Origin of the sequence: Amycolatopsis sp. lyj-346, from assembly GCF_046548975.1 — a bacterium.
Lineage (GTDB): Bacteria > Actinomycetota > Actinomycetes > Mycobacteriales > Pseudonocardiaceae > Amycolatopsis.
Window position 1 is genome coordinate 150,064 of record NZ_JAJPWT010000006.1, and the last position, 19,215, is coordinate 169,278.

General features: G+C 73.0%; 21 protein-coding genes. 12 read left to right on the forward strand and 9 right to left on the reverse strand.

Annotation, left to right across the window (positions count from 1 at the left end; all coding sequences use genetic code 11):
- Window positions 1-52 precede the first annotated feature (52 nt).
- Window positions 53-265 (forward strand): hypothetical protein, encoded by a 213-nt coding sequence (locus ACLJQE_RS20785; RefSeq protein ID WP_043775223.1) that lies wholly within the window; start codon window positions 53-55, stop codon window positions 263-265.
- A gap of 499 nt (window positions 266-764) precedes the next feature.
- On the opposite strand, the gene ACLJQE_RS20790 is transcribed toward ACLJQE_RS20785, so the two are convergent.
- A complete protein-coding gene (locus ACLJQE_RS20790; protein WP_410640950.1) occupies window positions 765-1,280 on the reverse strand; it encodes an ATP-binding protein in 516 nt (171 codons plus the stop codon).
- 245 nt (window positions 1,281-1,525) lie between these two features.
- Here ACLJQE_RS20790 and rho point away from each other — a divergent pair, with 245 nt between their 5' ends.
- A complete protein-coding gene (gene rho, locus ACLJQE_RS20795; protein ID WP_410640951.1) occupies window positions 1,526-2,587 on the forward strand; it encodes a transcription termination factor Rho in 1,062 nt (353 codons plus the stop codon).
- A gap of 4 nt (window positions 2,588-2,591) precedes the next feature.
- Here rho and ACLJQE_RS20800 read toward each other — a convergent pair whose 3' ends face one another.
- The 4 genes from ACLJQE_RS20800 to ACLJQE_RS20815 all read right to left on the reverse strand — a co-directional run bounded on the left by ACLJQE_RS20800 (window position 2,592) and on the right by ACLJQE_RS20815 (window position 4,727).
- Complete coding sequence (locus ACLJQE_RS20800; RefSeq protein ID WP_410640952.1) at window positions 2,592-2,768, reverse strand: hypothetical protein; 177 nt, start codon at window positions 2,766-2,768, stop codon at window positions 2,592-2,594.
- Window positions 2,769-2,898: 130 nt separating this feature from the next.
- Window positions 2,899-3,099 (reverse strand): DUF3072 domain-containing protein, encoded by a 201-nt coding sequence (locus ACLJQE_RS20805; protein WP_387047639.1) that lies wholly within the window; start codon window positions 3,097-3,099, stop codon window positions 2,899-2,901.
- A 94-nt stretch (window positions 3,100-3,193) separates the two neighbouring features.
- Window positions 3,194-3,616, reverse strand: coding sequence for a hypothetical protein (locus tag ACLJQE_RS20810; RefSeq protein WP_410640953.1), 423 nt, complete (start codon window positions 3,614-3,616; stop codon window positions 3,194-3,196).
- A 61-nt stretch (window positions 3,617-3,677) separates the two neighbouring features.
- Window positions 3,678-4,727, reverse strand: coding sequence for a C40 family peptidase (locus ACLJQE_RS20815; RefSeq protein WP_410640954.1), 1,050 nt, complete (start codon window positions 4,725-4,727; stop codon window positions 3,678-3,680).
- Between the two features lie 421 nt (window positions 4,728-5,148).
- Between ACLJQE_RS20815 and ACLJQE_RS20820 the strand changes: the two genes are divergently transcribed.
- Entirely contained in the window at window positions 5,149-5,979 is an 831-nt protein-coding gene (locus ACLJQE_RS20820; protein WP_410640955.1) for a peptidoglycan-binding domain-containing protein, read from the forward strand.
- Window positions 5,980-6,062: 83 nt separating this feature from the next.
- Window positions 6,063-6,878: an LLM class flavin-dependent oxidoreductase gene (locus ACLJQE_RS20825; RefSeq protein WP_410640956.1), complete on the forward strand. Its 816-nt coding sequence runs from the start codon at window positions 6,063-6,065 to the stop codon at window positions 6,876-6,878.
- Here ACLJQE_RS20825 and ACLJQE_RS20830 read toward each other — a convergent pair.
- Window positions 6,820-7,773 (reverse strand): threonine/serine dehydratase, encoded by a 954-nt coding sequence (locus ACLJQE_RS20830; protein WP_410640957.1) that lies wholly within the window; start codon window positions 7,771-7,773, stop codon window positions 6,820-6,822. The two genes, ACLJQE_RS20825 and ACLJQE_RS20830, sit on opposite strands and share 59 nt — an antisense overlap.
- 85 nt (window positions 7,774-7,858) lie before the next feature.
- Here ACLJQE_RS20830 and ACLJQE_RS20835 point away from each other — a divergent pair, with 85 nt between their 5' ends.
- Complete coding sequence (locus tag ACLJQE_RS20835; RefSeq protein ID WP_410640958.1) at window positions 7,859-8,749, forward strand: LysR substrate-binding domain-containing protein; 891 nt, start codon at window positions 7,859-7,861, stop codon at window positions 8,747-8,749.
- Between the two features lie 5 nt (window positions 8,750-8,754).
- Here ACLJQE_RS20835 and ACLJQE_RS20840 read toward each other — a convergent pair whose 3' ends face one another.
- The gene (locus ACLJQE_RS20840; RefSeq protein ID WP_410640959.1) at window positions 8,755-9,678 is read right to left on the reverse strand and encodes a LysR family transcriptional regulator; all 924 of its coding nucleotides are present in this window, start codon (window positions 9,676-9,678) and stop codon (window positions 8,755-8,757) included.
- A 73-nt stretch (window positions 9,679-9,751) separates the two neighbouring features.
- Here ACLJQE_RS20840 and ACLJQE_RS20845 point away from each other — a divergent pair, with 73 nt between their 5' ends.
- From ACLJQE_RS20845 to ACLJQE_RS20860, 4 genes are read left to right on the forward strand one after another with little or no spacing between them, the layout of a single operon-like run.
- Complete coding sequence (locus tag ACLJQE_RS20845; RefSeq protein ID WP_410640960.1) at window positions 9,752-10,672, forward strand: DMT family transporter; 921 nt, start codon at window positions 9,752-9,754, stop codon at window positions 10,670-10,672.
- Between the two features lie 10 nt (window positions 10,673-10,682).
- Complete coding sequence (locus tag ACLJQE_RS20850) at window positions 10,683-11,579, forward strand: NAD(P)H-binding protein (RefSeq protein ID WP_410640961.1); 897 nt, start codon at window positions 10,683-10,685, stop codon at window positions 11,577-11,579.
- Window positions 11,576-12,190 (forward strand): CPBP family intramembrane glutamic endopeptidase, encoded by a 615-nt coding sequence (locus tag ACLJQE_RS20855; protein ID WP_410640962.1) that lies wholly within the window; start codon window positions 11,576-11,578, stop codon window positions 12,188-12,190. The genes ACLJQE_RS20850 and ACLJQE_RS20855 overlap by 4 nt, the downstream gene beginning before the upstream one ends.
- A gap of 6 nt (window positions 12,191-12,196) precedes the next feature.
- Window positions 12,197-12,808, forward strand: a complete 612-nt coding sequence (locus ACLJQE_RS20860) for a SecDF P1 head subdomain-containing protein (RefSeq protein WP_410640963.1) — start codon at window positions 12,197-12,199, stop codon at window positions 12,806-12,808.
- A 3-nt stretch (window positions 12,809-12,811) separates the two neighbouring features.
- Here ACLJQE_RS20860 and ACLJQE_RS20865 read toward each other — a convergent pair whose 3' ends face one another.
- Entirely contained in the window at window positions 12,812-13,282 is a 471-nt protein-coding gene (locus ACLJQE_RS20865; protein WP_410640964.1) for a MarR family winged helix-turn-helix transcriptional regulator, read from the reverse strand.
- An 82-nt stretch (window positions 13,283-13,364) separates the two neighbouring features.
- Here ACLJQE_RS20865 and ACLJQE_RS20870 point away from each other — a divergent pair, with 82 nt between their 5' ends.
- The 3 genes from ACLJQE_RS20870 to ACLJQE_RS20880 all read left to right on the forward strand — a co-directional run bounded on the left by ACLJQE_RS20870 (window position 13,365) and on the right by ACLJQE_RS20880 (window position 15,699).
- Complete coding sequence (locus ACLJQE_RS20870) at window positions 13,365-14,006, forward strand: FMN-dependent NADH-azoreductase (RefSeq protein ID WP_410640965.1); 642 nt, start codon at window positions 13,365-13,367, stop codon at window positions 14,004-14,006.
- Window positions 14,007-14,503: 497 nt separating this feature from the next.
- Window positions 14,504-15,010: an ATP-binding protein gene (locus ACLJQE_RS20875; RefSeq protein WP_410640966.1), complete on the forward strand. Its 507-nt coding sequence runs from the start codon at window positions 14,504-14,506 to the stop codon at window positions 15,008-15,010.
- Window positions 15,011-15,075: 65 nt separating this feature from the next.
- Window positions 15,076-15,699 carry a response regulator gene (locus tag ACLJQE_RS20880; protein ID WP_410640967.1) on the forward strand — a complete coding sequence of 208 codons (624 nt, stop codon included), beginning with the start codon at window positions 15,076-15,078 and terminating at the stop codon, window positions 15,697-15,699.
- Here ACLJQE_RS20880 and ACLJQE_RS20885 read toward each other — a convergent pair.
- Complete coding sequence (locus tag ACLJQE_RS20885) at window positions 15,680-19,063, reverse strand: indolepyruvate ferredoxin oxidoreductase family protein (protein WP_410640968.1); 3,384 nt, start codon at window positions 19,061-19,063, stop codon at window positions 15,680-15,682. The genes ACLJQE_RS20880 and ACLJQE_RS20885 overlap by 20 nt on opposite strands.
- Window positions 19,064-19,215 lie beyond the last annotated feature (152 nt).

Here is a 19,215-nt window from a genome sequence, read left to right on the forward strand (position 1 = left end):
ACAGGTTCGAGGTGCTGCGAAAACTGTCGGTGGTGACGGATAGCCTCAGCACATGAAAACGGACGACGCGACAGTCCCGGCGCACCAGCTCACCAAGGGCCAGTGGTTCTGGCACGAGCCGGCGCCGGGGCTGCCCGCGTGGCAGCTGCAGGTGAATTCGGCGGAGTTGCTGGAGGATTCCGTCGAGATCTTCACCACGGATGAGGAGCGAGAGCTGGTTTCGTACCCGAGGAACAGGCTGGTCCGCCTGGCCGAGGCGGCTTGAGGGAAGCTTGAGGGGAGCTTGGGGGAGTGCACGGGCCGCCGGGGGAGGGCGGCCGGGGAAAGAGGGACGACCGGGCGATGTGCTCGGTGAGCGGCGGGCTGAACCGGTAGGCCGCCGCGCACGGGCCCGCCGGCGCGCTGCTGGGCGGCCGGCGGGCGTGGGGTGATCTGGCGCTTTGGCGAGCCGATCGGCCGCCGGTTGGCGCGGGGATAGGGGTTCGGCGAGTCGATGGGCTGTTGCCTGGCTCGCGGCTCACGGCTCGCGCGGCTTTGACGAGTCAGCTGTCGGCTGCCTTGGGCTTGCGGCGGGCTTGGTGAGTCGCCTGGCCGCAGCTTGGCTCGCGACGAGCTTCGGCGAGTCAGCCGACTGCTGCTTGGCTCGCGGCCGGAGCTTTGGCGAGTCGACTGGCCGCTGCTGGGCTTGCGGCAGGCTCGGTGAGTCATCTGGCTGCCGCTTGGCTCGCAACAGGCCCGGGCCTGGTCGGCGGGGCGTGGCGAGCCTAGCCTGCGTCGCGGAGGGACGGGGGACGCCAGGTCATGCGGACCGTTGTCCCCTTTGTGCCCGTGTCTATGTCGGACTGGTCCGCCACCTGGTCGATCAGCAGCAAGCCGCGGCCACCCGAGGTGCGCAGGGCCGCTGCCCGGGGGCGCGTTGCCGGGATGCCGCAGCCGGTGTCCGTGACCGTCACCGTGACCGTGTCGCCCTCTCGGCGGGCCTGCAAGCGGGCCCAGCCGTGGCCGTCCGGGTAGGCGTGCGCCGCCACGTTCGCCAGTGCTTCGTACGTGGCCAGCGTTATGTCGTGCGTGCTGTCCGGGTCGAGCGGGAACTCGCCCAGCCAGTGGATCAGCTTGCGGCGCAGGCCGGCCATCTCGTTGGGCAAGGCCGGTGCCAGCTCTTCGAAGGTCGAGACGACCACGGCTCCGGCGGTGAAGCGCTCCGGGGCCGTGGTCCCGGCTTGGTCGGCGTCGGTGCTCTCGCCCGTATCGACGCCAGTCTCCGGGGTATGTCGATACACGATCCGCTCCCATCGTTCAGCCGCGGTTCCCCGTATCAGCGGGCTCTCCGGTGGACTACCCACCGCCACGGGGTCTTACCCGTTGTGCTTCGTGAGATCTGTCGCTACAGTGGAAACGCTCCTCGCGGATGTCGGCCCCTCGGCCGCCCGGAGGCAGCTTCCCGGAATCCAGGCCAGTCGGCCTCTTTCCTCCACCACCGGTCTCGCCGTCGTGCGCAGGCCCGGCACCCTCTCTGGAGACACCCATGTCTTTTCACGGAATCCTCGACCTGTCCGGCAAAACCCCGTTCGTCCGGCCCGGCTACCGGCCGGTGCCCGAAGACGTCGCCGTCCCGCTTTCGCTGGTCCGCAAGCACAACCTGCGGCCCGGCGACGAACTCGTCGGCACCACCGAGAAGATCGTCAGCGTCAACGGCCGCGACCCGGACGAACCGCGGCCCCGCTTCACCGACCTCGTGCCGGTGCACCCGGACCGGCGGCTGCTGCTCGAAACCACACCCGGGCGGCTGCTGCCCCGCGTCATCGACCTCGTCACCCCGATCGGCCGGGGGCAGCGGGCCCTGGTCGTTTCGCCGCCGAAAGCCGGGAAAACCACCGTGCTGCAGGAAATCGGCCACGGGCTGTCGGTCAACCACCCCGACTGCCGGCTGCTGGTCCTGCTCGCCGACGAGCGTCCCGAAGAGGTCACCGAGCTGAGCCGGACCGTGCGCGGCGAGGTGATCGCGTCCACTTTCGACCGTCCGCCCGCCGAACACGTTGCGGTGGCGGAACTCGCCGTCGAGCGCGCGAAACGCATGGTGGAGCACGGCGAAGACGTCGTCCTGCTGCTCGACTCGCTGACCCGGCTCGGCCGCGCGTACAACCTCTCGGCACGCCCGTCCGGCCGCACACTGTCCGGCGGCGTCGACGCGGCCGCGTTGCAGCCGATGAAGCGGATTCTCGGCGCGGCACGGAACATCGAAGGTGGCGGTTCGCTCACGATCATCGCCTCGGCGCTGGTGGAAACCGGTTCGCTGGCCGACACGGTGTTCTTCGAGGAGCTGAAGAGCACCGGCAACGCCGAGCTGAAGCTCGACCGCAAGGCGGCCGAGCGACGGGTCTTCCCGGCGGTCGACGTGGCGGCATCCGGCACCCGGCGCGAAGAACTGCTGGTGACCCCGGCCGAACTCGTGGCCATGCGCGAGGTCCGGCGGGCGCTGCCGGGGCCGCACGCGATCGAGCAGCTGCTGGAGCAGCTCCGCAAGACCGGTTCCAACGCCGAGTTCCTGCTCCGCGTGACGGGTGCGGCGCTGCCGGAAGCGGCCTGAACGCTCAGCTTCCGCGGCGCTCCCGCAGTTCGCCGATCACTTTTGCCCCGATGTCCCGGGCTTCTTCGGGACTGTCCGGCGGTTCGCCGTCGCCGGGACGGTAGAGCCGGTCTTCGGGCCGGCCGGGATCCGGGGTGGCGGGCCGCGCGATCTCGGGTTGCTGTTCGTTCGGCTGGGACATGCCCAGGAGATACCCGGTACGCGAGCCTTCACTCATCGAGGCATCAGCTGCCCGGCTACCCGCACCGGTGAGCGGCAAGCCGTGGCGTCGGGCACAGCGGCGCCCCCCGAATCCACGCCTCGGTGCGCCCTCACGTGCCGCGGCCGGTGGCCTTCTGCAGGGCGTCGATGCGCTCGGACGCCTCCGCCTTCGTCAGGTTGTCCGGCACCTCTTCGCCGGCTTCCTGGGCCAGCGTCTGCAGGTAGGACTTCTGCGGCCCGGTCATCGGCTCGTCCCCGGTGGTCCAGTCGCTGGGGTCCTTCTCCGGGTTCGGTTCCACCTGATCCGTCATGACACAGCTCCCCTCGAATCCTTGAGGCCTCGACTCTGATCGAACACCTGTTCGCCTGCGTTCGACTGTAGCGCAGGGGTCCGACAACCGCCGCTCACGTGCCGGCCGGGGGCGTGCTCGGGGCACCCGCCTCGTGGCCGGGCCGCCCGTGCGTGCGGCGGTCGTCCTTCATCTGCTGTTCGTGCAGGTGGCGGCGCCCTCCGGTGAGGGAAGCCAGCAGCTCGCGCTCGAGGTCGCGGCACGCCTTGTAGTAGCCGTCGTCGTACTCCTCGACGACCTGGAAAGTCCACCGATCGGGTAATACGTTCAGCCCGATGAGCTCTTCGGAAATCCGCCGCGCCCAGTCGCCGTGCCCGGCTTCGCGGAGCTGCTCCACGGCCTCGCCGAGGGCCAGGTCCCCGCTTCCGGTCAGCTGGTGGAAGGAGTAGAGGTGTCCCCGGGCGCGCTCGATCGTCTCGAGCGCCTCGGTCACCTTGCCGACGGCTTCGACGGTGGCGGCGTCAGGGTTCTCGTCCATGTGCGCAAAGTGCCCCGTTCCGCGATTTCTACACTTCGCGGAACGGGGCACCGGCCGGACGCTAGGCGGTGGGGCGCGTGGCTCCCGCGTACTCGCTCATCAGCGGCGAGATCTTGACGACGTCGCCGCTCGTCGGGGCGTGCACCATCTTGCCGTCGCCGATGTACATCCCGATGTGGGACACGGGGGAGTAGTAGGCGACCAGGTCGCCGGGCTGCAGCTGCGAACGCGACACCGGGGTGCCGAAACCGGCCTGCGCCGCGGAGTTCCGCGGCAGGGTGATGCCGGCCTGCTTGTACGCCCACTGCATGAGGCCCGAGCAGTCGAACGTGCCCGGCCCGGTGGCGCCCCAGACGTAGGCGCTCCCGAGCTTGCTCAGCGCCGCGTTGACCGCGGCCTGCGCGGCCGCGGTGGGCGCCTTGACGTTCGGCGCGGCCCCGCCGGTGTCCTTCTGGGCGGCCCGGTCCGCGCTGCTGAGGGTCCGGCTCTGCGCCTCGATCTGGTCGATCTGGGTCTGCAGGTCCTTCTTCTTGGCCTCGATGTCCGACGTCAGCTTCGCCGCCGCGTCACGGGCGTCCTGCGCCTGCTTCGCCGCGTCGGCGGCCGTCTTCTCGGCCGCCGCGGCCTTGGCCGCCGCGCCGCTGAGGTTGTCCATCGCGGCGTTCTTGTCGGTCGCGATGACCTCGAGCGCCGCGGAGCGGTCCAGGAAGTCCTGGGTGGACGTTCCGGCCAGCAGTGCCGACAGCTTGTTCATCTGGACGCCGCTGGTGAAGGATGCGTCGGCGAACTTGTCCACTTCGGACTGGTACTTCTTCTTGGCCTCGATGGCCTGGGCGCCGGCGTTCTTCGCGTTGGTGACGTCGGCGTTGGCCTTGTCGAGCTGCCCCTGCTTCGCGGTCAGGTCGTCCTGGGCGCGAAGCAGGTCCTCGTTGAGCTTTTCCGCCTGTGCCGCGAGATCGCGGTACTTGGCGAGGGCGTCCGAGCCGGTGGGCGGCGCCTGGAGGACGGGGACGGGGGCGGCGGTAGCCGGCTGGGCCATGGTGACGACGGTGATCACCGAGGCTGCAGCGAGGGCACCTGACACCACGCGCTTGACGGGATGCGAACGCATTCTCGCGCGGGCTCCTTTGCTGATCGGCCGCCGGCGGGTACCGGACGGCGAGTCGGGGGCCTCGCCGTCCCCGGGGCGCGCTCGACCGCAACAGGAAGAGCCCGCGGTGGGGTCCGGTACCCGGGGAGGGGGTATCGGCGGCGATCTCGCGTCGCCGTCTGGGGGGACGACCGGGGGCCGCGAGATCTCGAACAGGTTACGAAACGAGCACGGGAGCGTCCAGAGGGGGACGCTCGAAACTCTGCGTGACGACAGCTGACACGGCTGGACCAGCGGAAACCCGAAAGGATTGTGGGTGGGATTACACCTCGTCACCGGCGGCCGACGGGGCTCCGCGCCGGGCGGATCCGGTTTGTACGTCCCTTGTATCCGGTTGCGTGATTCTCCTCGTCGTAGAGATTCCGACCCATGGAGGACAAGGATGTTCACGAAGGCCGCCGTGCTCACGGCGCTCACCGCCGCGACGTTCGCCGTGGCCGCACCGGCCCAGGCCGACACTGCGGCCACGACGGTGCTGCCCGCGGCGAACATGGAGACCGTGCTGAAGGCGGCCCAGATCGACCCGCGCCGCGCCGACGACACCCAGACCCCCGGCGCGCACGACAGCGTCCTGCTCGTCGAGCAGGCGCTGCAGGCGAAGGGCCTGCTGGCGAGCCAGTACGTCGACGGCTACTTCGGCACCACCACGATCACCGCGTACTCGCAGTACCAGAAGTCGTTGGGCTACACCGGTCTCGACGCTTCCGGCCTGCCGGGCAAGACCTCGCTGGAGAAGCTGGGCGAAGGCCGCTACACGGTCACGAACCCGGTTTCCGCCGGCAGCCGCGTGACCTACCACGGCCGGACGCTCAACACCCGCACCAAGGCGATGCTCGTTGCGGCGGAAGGAAAGGCGGGCTTCCAGGTCGTCCTGACGCAGGGCTCGTACAACGCCGGTGGCGTCGACGCCTCGGCCGGGACGCACGACGGCGGCGGCGCGATGGACATCTCGGTGTCCGGCATGTCGTCGACCAACCGGACGAACCTGCTGAAGGCGCTGCGCAACGTCGGGTTCGCGGCCTGGTACCGCACGCCGGCGCAGGGCTTCGACCCCCACATCCACGCGATGGCCATCTCCGACCCGGACCTGTCGTCGGGTGCCCAGCACCAGACCGGCGACTACTACCTGGGCATGAACGGCCTGGCCGGCCGCGGCGCCGACGACGGCCCCCAGGTCGCGAAGGTCACCTGGGAGGAGTACCAGCGCGGCTGATGCCGGGCGCGCGCCCGGTCGTGGTGGCACGGCCGGGCGCACCGGTGGTTTGATCGAAGGACCAACGACGTGGGGGTACTTCGATGCCGCAGAAGGCGTTCCGGTTCGGCGTGGTCGCGGGCGCCAATGACGCAGCTGGCTGGCTGGCCACCGCTCGCCGCGCCGAAGAGCTCGGCTATTCGACGCTGCTGTGCCCGGACAGCCTGGAAATGCCGACGCCGACCGCGGCGCTGGCCGCGGCCGCCGCGGCGACGACCGAGCTGCGCGTCGGCTCGTTCGTGCTGGCCAGCCCGCTGCGCACCGCGCGGGCGGCCGCCTGGGAGGCGCACAGCCTGACCGTGGTGACCAGCGGCCGGTTCGAACTCGGTCTCGGCACCGGGCGGCCGGAGATGCGGCAGCAGGCCGGAGAACTCGGGCTGCCCTACGGCTCGGGGCAGGAGCGCCTCGACTCGATCTCCGAGACCGTCGACCACGTCCGCCGGCTCGACGGCGACGCGCACACGCCGGTGATGATCGCCGCGGGCGGGCCGAAGGTGCGCCGCCTCGCCGGGGCGAAGGCCGACATCGTCGCCCTCGCCGGCGGCCCGCTGACCACCCGCGAAGAAATGGCCGGGCACGTCGGGGAAATCCGGGAGGCGGCCGGTGACCGCGACGTGGAGCTGTCGCTGAACATCTGGGCCGTCGGCGAGCACGTGCCGCCGTGGATCCGCGGCTTCCTCGGGGTCGACGCCGAGACGCTCGCCGAACACGACTCGCTGGCCATGCTCCGCGGCAGCGCCGACGACATGGCGGCGGAGCTCGAACGGCGCCGCGAAGAACTCGGCGTGTCCTACGTCAGCGTCAACGGTGCGTTCCTCGAAGAGTTCGCCCCGGTGGTGGCGCTGCTGTCGGGGAAGTGAGCGTCGCCGGGTCGGAGTTGGCGCCGCAGAGCACGACGGCCACCCGTTCGCCCGGTGCGGGCCGGTAGGCGCCGGACAGCAGCGCGGCGAACGCCGTCGCCCCGCCCGGTTCGACGGCGAGGCGGTAGCGGTCCCACAGCGCCGCCCGCGCTTCGACGATGGCGGCGTCGTCCACCAGCACCGAGCCCGCGTTCGTGCGGGTGGCGACCGCGAAGGCGATGTCGCCGAGCCGGGTCGCGCCCAGCGAGTCGGCGGCGACGCCGGAGACGTCGACCGCGACCGGCTCGCCCGCCGCCAGCGCCGAGTGCAGCGTCGGGATCGTGCGCGGCTCGACGCCGACCACCCGTGCCCGGCCCTCGACCGCGGCGGCGATGCCGGCCAGCAGCCCACCGCCGCCCACCGCGACGACGATCGTGTCCAGGTCGCCCACCTGCTCCAGCAGTTCCCGGCCGAGGGTGCCCTGACCGGCACAGATGTCCGGCTGGTCGTACGCGTGGCAGAACAGCTCGCCGGAATCCGCGGCGTGCTTCACAGCCGCGTCGTAGGCGTCGAGGTACTTCTCGCCGACCAGTTCCACGGCCGCGCCGAACTGCCGCAGTTTCGCGACCTTGACCGCGGGCGCGGTCGCCGGGACGTAGACCCGCGCCGGGAGGCCGAACTCCCGGGCGGCGTAGGCGACGGCGAGGCCGGCGTTGCCGCCCGAAGCGGCCACGACCCCGGTCTGCGCACCCGCGGCGAGGATCCGGTTGAAGGCGCCGCGGGCCTTGAACGACCCGGTGTGCTGGAGCTGCTCCAGCTTGAACCACACGCCTTCGTCCGCGGCGAGCACCGGCGTCCGGCGGACCCGGCCCTCGATGCGCGCGGCCGCCCGTTCCACATCCGCAGTACTGATCATGTGTCCAGCATGCGCGCGGACCGGGCGTAAGCACCAGCGACGTCTCCTATGCTCGATTTAGCACAACTTACGGCTGGAGGCTTCCGTGCTCGACGCCCACCGCCTGGCCGTGCTGGCCGAGGTCGCGCACGCCGGCTCGATCGCCGCGGCCGCCAAGAGACTCGCCTTCACCCCGTCCGCCGTCTCGCAGCAGCTGGCCAAGCTGGAGCGCGACGTCGGCGCCCGCCTGCTGGGCCGCCACGCCCGCGGCGTCACGCTCACCCCGGTCGGGGAGGCGCTGCTCGCCCACGCCGAGGCGATCGTCGGCGAGCTGCGCACGGCCGAGCGGACGGTCCGCGCCCTGCTCGAGGAGGAGCCGGCGCAGCTCACCGTGGGCACGTTCGCGAGCGCGGGGATGACCCTGGTGCCCGCCGCGCTCGCCGATTTCCGCCGTGACCACCCCGGGGTGGCGCTGCGGCTGCTGGACCTGGAGCCACCGGACGGGTACGGCCTGGTCCGCGCCCGGGACCTCGACCTGCTGATCACCCACCGCTACCCCGGCGCCCCGCTGCCCGACCCGCGCGGCCTCGACCGGACCCTGCTGCGCTCGGAGCGGTTCCGGCTGATCCTGCCGAAGGGGCACGCGAAGGCGCGCGTCCGCCGGCTCACCCTGGCGGCGCTGGCCGCGGAAGACTGGATCTCGGGCAGCCCGGGCGTGCCCAACCGGGCCTGTCTGGAGCAGCTCGCCGGCGCCGCCGGCGTCCGGTTGCGGGTGGCGTACGAGACCCGGGACTACCAGGTGATCGTGGCGCTGGTGGAGGCCGGGCTGGGCGTCGCGTTCGTGCCGGAGAGCGTGCTCGAACGGGTGAGTCCGGCGCGCGTCGACGTGCGCGACGCGGCGGATGCGCGGCCGGCGCGGGAGATCTTCCTGGTGCACCACCGGCGTCCGGGCCGGCTGGTGACCGAGATGGTGGCCCGGCTCAACCGTCCACAGTAGATGGATCAGGCGGCGGGCCGTCCCGCGCTCTCGAAGCGCGCCGAGGCCGTTCGCAACGCGTCCAGGCACGCCCGGACCGCCCCGCGGTCCTCCTCACCCGCGCGGCAGACCGCGTAGATCGTGCGGGTCAGTGCCGGGCGCGTGGTCAGGATCCTGACCCCGTCGGGCAGCCGGTCGCGGGCCAGCCGGGGTACCAGCGCGGCGCCGATGTTGCCCGCCACCAACGCCAGCTGGGTCGGGTAACCGCCGACCGTGCAGGTGATCCGCGGCTCCAGCCGCTGCTTGCGCAGCACCTGCACCAGCCACTCGTGGCACCCGGACCCGGCGCTCCAGCCGATCCACGGCAGGTCGTCCACTTCGGACAGATCGACCGCCTTGCGGTGGGCCAGCCGGTGCCCGGCGGGCAAGGCGAGGTCCGCGACGTCGGAGAACAGCGCGATGCGCGTCACCGACGGCGGGATCACCGTCGGGCGGTCGTTCCAGCTCTCCAGCACCCCGACGTCGAGGTCGCCGGCCAGCACGCGGGGCATGGTCTGCTCGGCCTCGCCCTCGTGCAGCGTCACCGCCAGCCGCGGGTGCTGCGCGGCGAGGGTGGCCAGCGCGGGCGGCAGCAGTGCGTGGACCGTCGTCGGGATGGCGCCGATCCGCAGCGGCCCGATGACGTCCTCGCGCAGCAGCTCCAGGTCGGCCTTCGCCGCGGCGACCTGCGCGAGGATCCGTTCCGCGTGCCCGGCCAGCACCTGGCCCGCCGTCGTCAGCCGGACGCCGCGGCCGCGCGGCTCCAGCAGCCGCTGGCCGGCTTCCCGTTCCAGCTTCGCCAGCTGCTGCGACACCCCGGACGGCGTGACGTGCAGGGACTCGGCCGCCGCGGCGACCGAGCCGTGGGTGGCGACCGCGTGCAGCGCCCGCATCCGCTCGAGTCCAAACACGGTAGTGATGCTACCGAATTTCCCGCAGAAATCGTCGCTTGTCCTTGACAGTTGTGCCCCGCACGCTGGAGGCGTGCTCACGACCGCCGCCCGCCCCGCCCCGACGTTCACCCGCCGCTTCGATCCGCGGCTGCTCGCCGCCCTCGGCAGCTTCTGCATCGCGTTGTCGTCGGTCTTCATCAGGGTTTCCCACGTCAGCGGCAGCACGAGCGCGTTCTGGCGCTGCCTGCTCGCCCTGCCGGTGCTGGTCCTGCTGGCCGGGCGGGAACGGCGGAAGGCCGGCCCGGCAGCGCGCCGCCGCGTGCTCTTCCCGCTGCTGGCCGGGGCCGGCCTCGGCCTGGACTTCGTGCTCTGGGGCGAAGCGATCCCGCGGGTCGGCGCCGGCATCGCCACCGTGCTCCTCGCCGTGCAGGTCGTCATCGTGCCGCTGCTGGCCTTCGCCTTCCTGGCCGAGCGGCCGTCGAAGCGGTTCCTCGTCGTGGTGCCCGTACTGCTCGCCGGGATTGTGCTGGCCGGCGGGTTCGCCGGCACCGGTTCGTTCGGCCCGGACCCGGTCACCGGCGCCGTCGCGGCGCTGCTGGCCGGCGCCGGGTACGCCGGCTACCTCTTCCTGATCCGGCTCAGCGGCGGCACGGGCACGCAGGCGCACGCGCTGGTGCTCGCCACGGTCTCGGCCGGCGCGGTCGCCGTCGTGCTCGGCGTGCCGACCGGGACGCTCGACCTGGCGCCGGGCTGGCCGGCGTTCGGCTGGCTGGCCGCGCTCGCCGGGGTCGGCCAGCTGGCGGGCTGGCTGCTGATCTCCGCCGCGCTGCACCGGATGTCCGCCACCACCGGGGCGACGCTGATGCTGCTGCAGCCGGTCGGCGCGGTGCTCGGCATCGGCCTGCTCGGCGAGACACCCGGGTGGGCGCAGCTGACCGGCTGCGCCGGGGTCGTCGCCGCGGTCTGCTTCGCCGGCAGCGGACGATCTGCGCGCGAAGGCCGTCCCGGCTAACGTCGCGGGCATGCGGGTGCTGGTGGCCGGAGCGTCGGGGTTCGTCGGCAGCCGCCTGTGCCCGGCGCTGGAAACGGCCGGGCACGAGGTGCTCGCGATGACCCGCAGCCCCGCGAAGTACCGCGGCGCCGGGAAAGCCGTGCGCGGCGACGTCGCCGACGTCGGTTCCCTGCGTGACGCGCTCAAGGGCGTCGAGGCCGCCTACTACCTCGTGCATTCACTCGACAGTGCGGACTTCAAGCGCCGCGACGCCGACGCCGCGCGGGCGTTCGCCCGGGCCGCGGGCGACGCCGGCCTGCACCGGATCGTCTACCTCGGCGGGCTCGGGGACGACGACGATGCCCTGTCGGACCACCTGGCCAGCCGACGCGAGGTCGAGCGGCTGCTGGGCGAAACCGGGGTGCCGGTCACGGTGCTGCGCGCCGGGATCGTGGTCGGGCACGGCGGCACGTCGTGGGAGCTGACGCGGCAGCTGGTCGAGCACCTGCCGGCGATGGTGACCCCGCGCTGGGTCGGCACGCGCACCCAGCCGATCGCGGTCGCCGACGTCGTCCGCTACCTCGTCGGCGTCCTCGGCCACCCGGAAGCCGCCGGGCGGACGTTCGACATCGGCGGCCCCGAAGTGCTGGCCTACCGCGACATGCTGCAGCGGGTGGCGGCGATCGAGGGACGGCCGCTGCTGATCCTGCCGGTGCCGCTGCTGTCCCCGCGGCTGTCGTCGTACTGGCTTTCGCTCGTCACGGACATCGACGTCACGACCGGCCGGGCGCTGATCGACTCGATGACCAACGAGGTCGTCGTCCGCGACGACGCGATCCGCCGGATCGTCGAGTTCGAGCCGATGGGCTACGACGAAGCCGTCCTGCAGGCCTTGGGCGAGCGGGCGAAGAGCAGGCGGACGGCGTGAAGCCGGTCCTCGCCGTGGTGACCGCCGCCGGCTCCGGGCTGCTCGGCGCGTCACTGGCCAGCCGTCCCGGATCCCGCCGGTTCCACGTGCTCACGGCGTCGGTCGCGGCGACGTGGTTCGCCGGCGCCCGGGCCGCGGGGCCGGTCCGCCGGGGCCGCCGGGACGTCGTCCAGCCGGTGGCGGCGGGGACGGGCGCGTTCGGCGTGTTCTACGGGTGCGCGCTGGTGGCCCGCCGCATCCCGCCGCTGCGCCGGGCGATCGCCGGCGTGCTGGACCACGCCCGCCGCGGCTCGACGGCCTCGGTGGCGGCGACGACGTTGCTCACGGGAGCGGCGGAAGAGGTGTTCTTCCGCGGCGCGCTCTACGACGCGGCCGGAGCGCGGGTTTCGACCGCGGTGTACGTGCTTTCCACGACGGCGACGCGCAATCCCGCGCTGGTGCTGGCTTCGGCCGTGATGGGCACGCTGTTCGCCTGGCAGCGCGGCCGGTCGGGCGGGGTGCAGGCGCCGCTGCTGACGCACGTGGTCTGGTCGGCGCTGATGCTCGGCTTCATGCCGCGCCTCTTTCCGCCGGAAACTCTCGACGAATCCGGTGCGCACCCGCCAGGATGAGCGGTTGTGCGCATTCTCCTCGCGGCCGTCGCCGTCCTCGCTGCTGCCGCCGGGTGCTCGGCCGACGTGCCCGGCCGGGCCCACGCCTCCCAGGACGGCTTCGTCATCGAAGACGGGACGAGGCTGCGGTTCCGTCCGGTGCTGAGCGAGCTGCCGCCCGGGCCCGCCGCCGGCGCACCGGGGCAGCGGCAGAGCACCGACCCCGCCACGCAGGAGGCCGCCGCGCGAGCGCTCGACTGCGCGGCGGGCGCGCCGGACGCCCTCGACGGCCGGGACGACCCGGCGCTTCCGCTGGTCAGCTGCGACCGCGTGCAGGGCACCCGGTACGTGCTCGGCCCGGTTTTCCTCAGCGGTGCGGACGTGGGCTGGGTCCAGGCCCGCCTCGATCCCGCGACGGGCAGTTCCTTCGTCGACCTCACCTTCACCGCCGCCGCGGCGCGGACGTGGGCGGAGTGGACCGGGCGCAACGTCGGCAAGCAGGTCGCGATGGTCGTGCGGAGCCAGGTGCTCACCGCGCCGCAGATCCAGGCCGCCATCACCGACGGGGCCACGCAGATCGCCGGGAAGTTCACGCTGCCGGAAGCGCGGCAGCTGGCGCGGGACATCGCCGGCGCCTGAGCCTCAGCAGGGCGGGGTTTCCCGGCAGGCTTCCGTCGCCGTCTTGCTCGCCGCCTGCCGCAACAGCGTGTAGAGCGTTTCGCGCTGGTCGTCGCTCAGCGCGCTGAACACCTCGTCCTCGACCGCCGTCAAGGCGAACTCGGCGCGGGCCAGCAGCTTCGCGCCGACGTCGGTCAGCTCGACCAGGTGCCGCCGGCGGTCGGCGGGTGACCGGCGCCGCTCGATCAGGTTCTCGTTCTCCAGCTCGTTGAGCAGGGTGACCACGTTCGTGCTGTCCATTTCCAGCATCTTCGCCAGGTGCTGCTGCGAACTGCCACCGCGGTCGCGCAGCACGGTGAGGGCGATCAGGTGGCGCGGCCGCAGCCCGAGCGGGGCCAGCACCGACTCGCTGCGCAGCCGCAGCCGGCGCGCGAGGTGGTCGACCAGCGCACCGCAGCGGTGCGGGGGCTGGTCGACGACCGGGAGCGAGGTCATGCGCCCAGTATATGGGCAAGCCAATGGTCGATGTGCTATCAATAGTTTGTCTTGCACCAACGATCTATGGACGGCTAACGACATGGCGCATCTCCTGCACATCGACTCGAGCATCCAGGGCGAGGCCTCGGTGAGCCGGCGGCTCAGCGCGCGGGCCGCGGCGGCGTGGCGCTCGGCGCACCCGGACGGCACGGTCACCTACCGCGACCTGGGCACGAACCCCCTTCCGCACCTCGACGCGGCGGGCGGCCTGGCCGACCGGACCCCGCCGGAACAGCACACTCCGGAGCAGACGGCGGCCTGGGCGCGGACCCTCGACATCGTCGGCGAGGTGAAGGCGGCCGACACGGTCCTGCTGGGCCTGCCGCTGTACAACTTCGGCCCGCCGAGCAGCGTCAAGGCCTGGGTCGACCACCTCATCGCCCCGGGTCTTTCGATCGACCCCGAGACCTACACCGGCCTGCTCGGCGGCCGCGAGTTCGTCGTGCTGGCCAGCCGGGGCGGCGGCTACGGCGAAGGCACGCCCCGCGAAGGCTGGGACCACGCCCAGCAGTGGCTGCCGCACGGCGTTTCCCTGACCGGGCTGGAGCCGCGCTTCATCACCGCGGAGCTGACGCTGGCAGCGGTCCGCCCGGCGATGGCGGAGCTGGTTCCCCTCGCCGAGGAGAGCCTCGCGGCGGCGGAGCGCGCCATCGACGAGCTGTGGGTGCCGGCCCGGGTGTGATCAGGGCCGTGCCGGGGGTCCGGAGCCCGGCCGCGCGGTGACGCCCGCGCGGCCGGTGCGGGGCGGGGCCGGCTGGGAGGCGGGGGCCTCGGGGTGGCACTGGTCGCGGGCGGGGGCCGGGGCGGTGCGGGTCGGCTCGGAGGCGGGGCTTCGGGGCGTTCCGGTGGCGGGCGGTGGCCTCGCCCGAGGGCTGCGGCCGGTGGGCGGTTCTGGTGCCGGTGGCGGGCCTCGCCCGATGGCCGCAGCCGCAGCCGCGGCCGCGGCCGCAGCCGCGTGGCGGGATCTCGCCCTGGCCCCGGGCGGCGCGCGGAACCCTCGCCGCCGTGATCCGGCCGTCCCGCGCTCGATCCCATGGCCCCCCACCAGCGGCCCACCCGCGGGAGGATCTCGCACCCGTGGCCCCGACGGCGGCAACACCCGGGCTGGGCGGTACCGTGCCGCGGCGGGCGGACTGACGTGGTGCGGCACGGGCTGTACCGGGGCGAGGAAGGTCGGGTTTGAGCGCGCACACCTCCCAGATGGACGACATCCGGCTCGTCGCGCAGCCCAGCGCGCTTCCGGTCACCGAGCTGTTCGTCCGCCTGATTCTCACCGACTGGTCCCTGCTGCCGATGCTGGAGCAGGTGACCGCCACCGCGAGACACCTGGTCGGAGCCGTGGTCGAGGCCGGCGATCCGAAGGCGCCCGCCTTCGTCACGCTGCGGCTGCGGTTGCGCGCCGAGGTGCTCTCGATCGAGGTCGACGACGACGTCCCCGGGCGGCCGGACACGCCGGGGCGGCCCGGCGAACGGATGGGCGTCGCGCCCGCCGACGGTGGTGGCCGCACCACCTGGTGCGAACTGCCGCTGCCGGGCGGGATGACCGCGCGGCAGGTGCGCCTGCCGCGGCGCCAGGACCGCCGCACGCTCGTCGACGAGCCCGTCTCCGGCGACCCGGTGGCCGCGGACCCGGCGGTCCTCGAGCGCCTGCTGACCCGGCTGAGCGGCTGGTCCGACCAAAGCTGAACGCTTTCCCGCGCGCGTCCGTGCATCCAGGCAGGGGATGACGTGGACGCGAGGAGGCAGCCGCCGTGCGGATCGTGATCGCGGAGGACGACGCATTGCTGCGCGAAGGGCTGGTACTGCTCCTGCGCAGCGAGGGGTTCGAGGTCGCCGCCGTCGACCACCCCGGTGACCTGGTGACGACGGTCGAGATCGCGGAACCGGACCTGGCCGTCGTCGACGTCCGGATGCCGCCGACGTTCACCGACGAAGGGCTCCGCGCCGCCCTCGAAGCCCGGCGCCGCGTGCCGGGCCTGGCGATCCTCGCGCTTTCGGCCTTCGTCGAAGACGGCTACGCCGGCGACCTGCTGGCCGCCGGGGGCGGCGGGGCCGGCTACCTGCTCAAGGAGCGCGTCGGCAAACCCGAGGAGTTCCTCGACGCGCTGCGGCGCGTCGCCGCCGGCGGCACCGTCCTCGACCGGGACGTCGTGGCGGTCCAGCTGGCCAGGCCCCGGCCCGGCGACCCGGTGGCGACGCTGACCGCCCGCGAGCGCGAGGTCGTGGCGTTGCTGGCCGAGGGCCATTCGGTGCCGACGATCGGGCGGCTGCTCGGCATCGGCACCGCCGCCGCGCGGCAGCACGCCGGGGACGTCGGCACGAAGCTGCGCGTCCCCGACGGCGCCCAGGCGATGCTCAGCTACCTGCGGGCGTGAGGACTTCGGCCTGCCGCTCGCGGTAGCGGGCCACGTTGGCCAGCTTGACGTCTTCGTAGCCGCGGATGACGTCGGGCAGTTCCGCCAGCACCCGCGCCCGGCCGGCGTCCCCGGAGCGCAACGCCCGCAGGACCACGGTGCGGTAGTCCTCGATCAGCGCCCGCTCCACCCGCCGCACTTCGGCGCGGCCGAACGGGTCGAAGCGGGTGCCGCGCAGCCGGCGCAGCGCGTGGAGCAGCCGGAACGCCGGGCGGAACCACGGCCCGAGGCTGATCTTGCGCCGCATCCCGAGCGCCCGCAGGACCGGCGGGTGCAGCCGGTGGGCGTACCGCGTGCCCGCGCCGAACCGGTCCTCGAGGCCGTCGGTGAACGCCGGGTCCAGCGACAGCCGCGCGACCTCGTACTCGTCCTTGTACGCCATCAGCTTGTACAGGTGCTTGGCGACGGCTTCGGTGATCTCCGTCGGCCCGTCCTCCAGCACCCGCACCCGCTCGACGAACTCCGCGTACGCGCGGGCGTAGGCCTCGTCCTGGTAGGCGGCCAGGTCCGGGACGCGGATGTCCAGCAGCCGCGCCAGTTCGGAGCCGGGCGCGGCGTGCACCAGCGCCCGCGCCGCGGTGGGCTTCGCGGCGGCCGGCTTCGGTGCCGGGGACGGCGCCGCGGGCTCGGCCACGAGCAGGCGGCCACGGCGGAACGCCTGGAGGTTCGCGGCGACCTGCGTGCCGTTCAGCTCGATGGCGCGTTCGATCACCGGCGCGGGAAGCGGGATCGCGCCGGTCTGGTAGGCCGCGCCGAGCTGCAGGACGTTGGCGAACTGGTCGTCGTCGAAGAACTCCTCGGCCAGGCCGCGTGCGTCCAGCGACACCGTGCGCGATGCGGCGGCTTCGATGGGGGCGAGCACGCTGCCGCGGTCCGGGAAGGACACCGTCGTGTCGACGACCATCCGGCCGGTCGGGACCTCGGTCGTGGAGACGACGGCGGTCGTGCGGGCCGGGTCGGCGACCCCGAGGTTCGCCGCGTCCGCCCCGACGAGGGCGTCGCAGGCGAGGTAGAGGTCGCACTCGCCGCCGGCGAGCTTCGGGGCCTGTTCGACCGGTTCCACCGTCACCTTGAGGTCGGAGACGACGGCGCCGCCCTTCTGCGCGAGCCCGGTCTGGTCGAGCGTGCGGACGTGCCGTCCGTCGAGCACCGCGGCGGTGGCGAGGATCTGCGTCACGGTGACCACGCCGGTGCCGCCGATCCCGGTGATCCGCACGGTGAAGTCCTTGGTGGACACCGGCGGCGCGGCGACGGCGTCCGCGGGCAGTTCGGCGGCCTTCCGGCGCTGCGTCCGGCCGGACGGCACCACGGTGACGAACGACGGGCAGTCGCCGGCCAGGCAGGAGTAGTCGACGTTGCACGACGACTGGTGGATGGCCGTCTTCCGGCCGAACTCGGTGTCGACGGGCTGCACGGACAGGCAGTTCGACTTGGTGCCGCAGTCGCCGCAGCCTTCGCAGACGCGCTCGTTGACGACCACGCGCGTCGCGGGCGCGGCCTGCTTGCCGCGGCGGCGTTTGCGGCGCTTTTCGGCCGCGCACTCCTGCTCGTGGATCAGCACGGTGACGCCCTTGACCGCCGCCAGTTCTTCCTGCGTGCGCAGGAGTTCGGTGCGGTCGCGGACCTCGACGCCGGCGGGCAGCTTCCGGCGTCGCAGCTTCGCGGGCGCGTCAGTGGTGATCACGACCCGCTTCGCGCCCTCGACGAGCAGCAGCGCGGCGACCTTCTCGACGGGCAGCCCGCCGACGGCGTCCTGGCCGCCGGTCATCGCCACGGCGGAGTTGTAGAGCAGCTTGTAGGTGATGTTGACGCCGGCGGCGACCGCCGCGCGCACGGCCAGGCTGCCGGAGTGGGTGAACGTGCCGTCGCCGATGTTCTGGACGAAGTGCCCGGCCTCGACGAACGGCGCCATCCCGATCCACTGGGTGCCTTCGCCGCCCATCTGCGTCACGCCCAGGACGGTGCCGACCTGGTCGGGCTCCATGAACAGCGCCATGGTGTGACAGCCGATGCCGCCGCCGACCAGCGTGCCTTCCGGGACCTTCGTCGAGGAGTTGTGCGGGCAGCCCGAGCAGAAGTACGGCGTGCGCGCGAGCAGCGGGACGGCGATGCGCTCGCGACGGCGGCGTCCCCGGTAGGCCGCGACCGGCGGGATGTCCCCGGGTAGCCGGCGGGCCAGCCCGGTCGCGATGCCGTCCGGGTCCAGCTCGCCCAGTTCGGTGAACAGCGGGCGGCCGTCGAGGTCCTTCTTGCCGGTGATCCGCGGCGCGCCGGGGGCGCCGTAGAGGATTTCCTTGAGCGCGGTCTCGATGAAGGCACGCTTTTCTTCGACGACGACGATCTCGTCGAGCCCGTCGGCGAACTCGCGGACGATCGCGGGCTCGAGGGGGTGGATCGCGCCGAGCTTGAGGACGCGGATGCCGTGCCGCCGCTGGGCTTCGGTGTCGAGCCCGAGTGCGCGGAGCGCCTGCTGGAGGTCCAGGTAGGACTTCCCGGCGGACACGATACCGATCCGGTCGGCCGGCCCGCGGACGGTGATCCGGTTGACCCCGCTCGCCCGCAGGTAGGCCAAGGCGAGCGGCAGCCGGACGGTGAAGAGGCTGCGCTCCAGCTCGGCGAGGCTCGTGCCGAGCAGCCGCGAGGTCGGCTGGTGCCGGTACGCCCGGTCGACCTCCGGCGCGGTCCACTGAGGACTCACGGTGGCGGTGCCCGAGGCGTCGGCGACGTTGGCGACGACCTTCAGCGACGTCCACAGCCCGCTGGCCCGCGACAGCTCGACGGCGTGCATGCCGAGGTCGAGGACGTCCTGCGCGTCGGTGGGGAAGAGCACCGGGATGGCCAGGTCGGCGAGCGCGAGCTCGGACGCGCAGGGGACGGTGGACGACTTGGCGTTGGGATCGTCGCCGACGAGCGCGACCGCGCCGCCGCGCGGGTCGGTGCCGGCCAGGTTGGCGTGGCGGAGGGCGTCGGTGGCGCGGTCGAGACCGGGTGCCTTGCCGTACCAGAAGCCGGTGACACCGCGGCGCCCGCCGGCCCCCGCGACGAGCTGGCTGCCCATGACCGAGGTCGCGGCGAGCTCTTCGTTGAGGCCGGGCCGGTGCACGACGTCGTGCTTCTCCAGCAGCGTCGCCCGGCGGCCGAGTTCGAGGTCGTAGCCGGCCAGCGGCGAGCCCTCGTAGCCCGAGACGAAGACGGCGGGGTCGCCGCCGCGGGCGCGGTCGTGGCGGACGCGGTCGAACAGCAGCCGCACGAGGGCCTGCACCCCGGTCAGGTGCACGGTCCCCGCCTCCCGCAGGTAGCGGTCCTCCAGCGTGAACGTCTCCACGGCGCGGCTCCCTTCGCCTCGGGTGCGGTTCGGGCACTGTGCGACGTGCGCCACAGTCGCGCAACAGGTGTCCCGGGATCGGGGTAGTGGACGCAAATTTCGGTGGTGTTCGGCGTCATCGGGCGCGGATTTTTGCGTGTGATTACGCTGAG

What these genes read in the sequence shown, in the direction of transcription:
- rho (WP_410640951.1), top strand. Translation starts at nt 1,526, where the DNA reads ATGTCTTTTCACGGAATCCTCGACCTGTCCGGCAAAACCCCGTTCGTC.
- ACLJQE_RS20820 (WP_410640955.1), top strand. Translation starts at nt 5,149, where the DNA reads ATGTTCACGAAGGCCGCCGTGCTCACGGCGCTCACCGCCGCGACGTTC.
- ACLJQE_RS20810 (WP_410640953.1), bottom strand. Translation starts at nt 3,616, where the DNA reads ATGGACGAGAACCCTGACGCCGCCACCGTCGAAGCCGTCGGCAAGGTG.
- ACLJQE_RS20825 (WP_410640956.1), top strand. Translation starts at nt 6,063, where the DNA reads ATGCCGCAGAAGGCGTTCCGGTTCGGCGTGGTCGCGGGCGCCAATGAC.
- ACLJQE_RS20815 (WP_410640954.1), bottom strand. Translation starts at nt 4,727, where the DNA reads ATGCGTTCGCATCCCGTCAAGCGCGTGGTGTCAGGTGCCCTCGCTGCA.
- ACLJQE_RS20785 (WP_043775223.1), top strand. Translation starts at nt 53, where the DNA reads ATGAAAACGGACGACGCGACAGTCCCGGCGCACCAGCTCACCAAGGGC.
- ACLJQE_RS20805 (WP_387047639.1), bottom strand. Translation starts at nt 3,099, where the DNA reads ATGACGGATCAGGTGGAACCGAACCCGGAGAAGGACCCCAGCGACTGG.
- ACLJQE_RS20800 (WP_410640952.1), bottom strand. Translation starts at nt 2,768, where the DNA reads ATGTCCCAGCCGAACGAACAGCAACCCGAGATCGCGCGGCCCGCCACC.
- ACLJQE_RS20865 (WP_410640964.1), bottom strand. Translation starts at nt 13,282, where the DNA reads ATGACCTCGCTCCCGGTCGTCGACCAGCCCCCGCACCGCTGCGGTGCG.
- ACLJQE_RS20870 (WP_410640965.1), top strand. Translation starts at nt 13,365, where the DNA reads ATGGCGCATCTCCTGCACATCGACTCGAGCATCCAGGGCGAGGCCTCG.
- ACLJQE_RS20850 (WP_410640961.1), top strand. Translation starts at nt 10,683, where the DNA reads ATGCGGGTGCTGGTGGCCGGAGCGTCGGGGTTCGTCGGCAGCCGCCTG.
- ACLJQE_RS20830 (WP_410640957.1), bottom strand. Translation starts at nt 7,773, where the DNA reads ATGATCAGTACTGCGGATGTGGAACGGGCGGCCGCGCGCATCGAGGGC.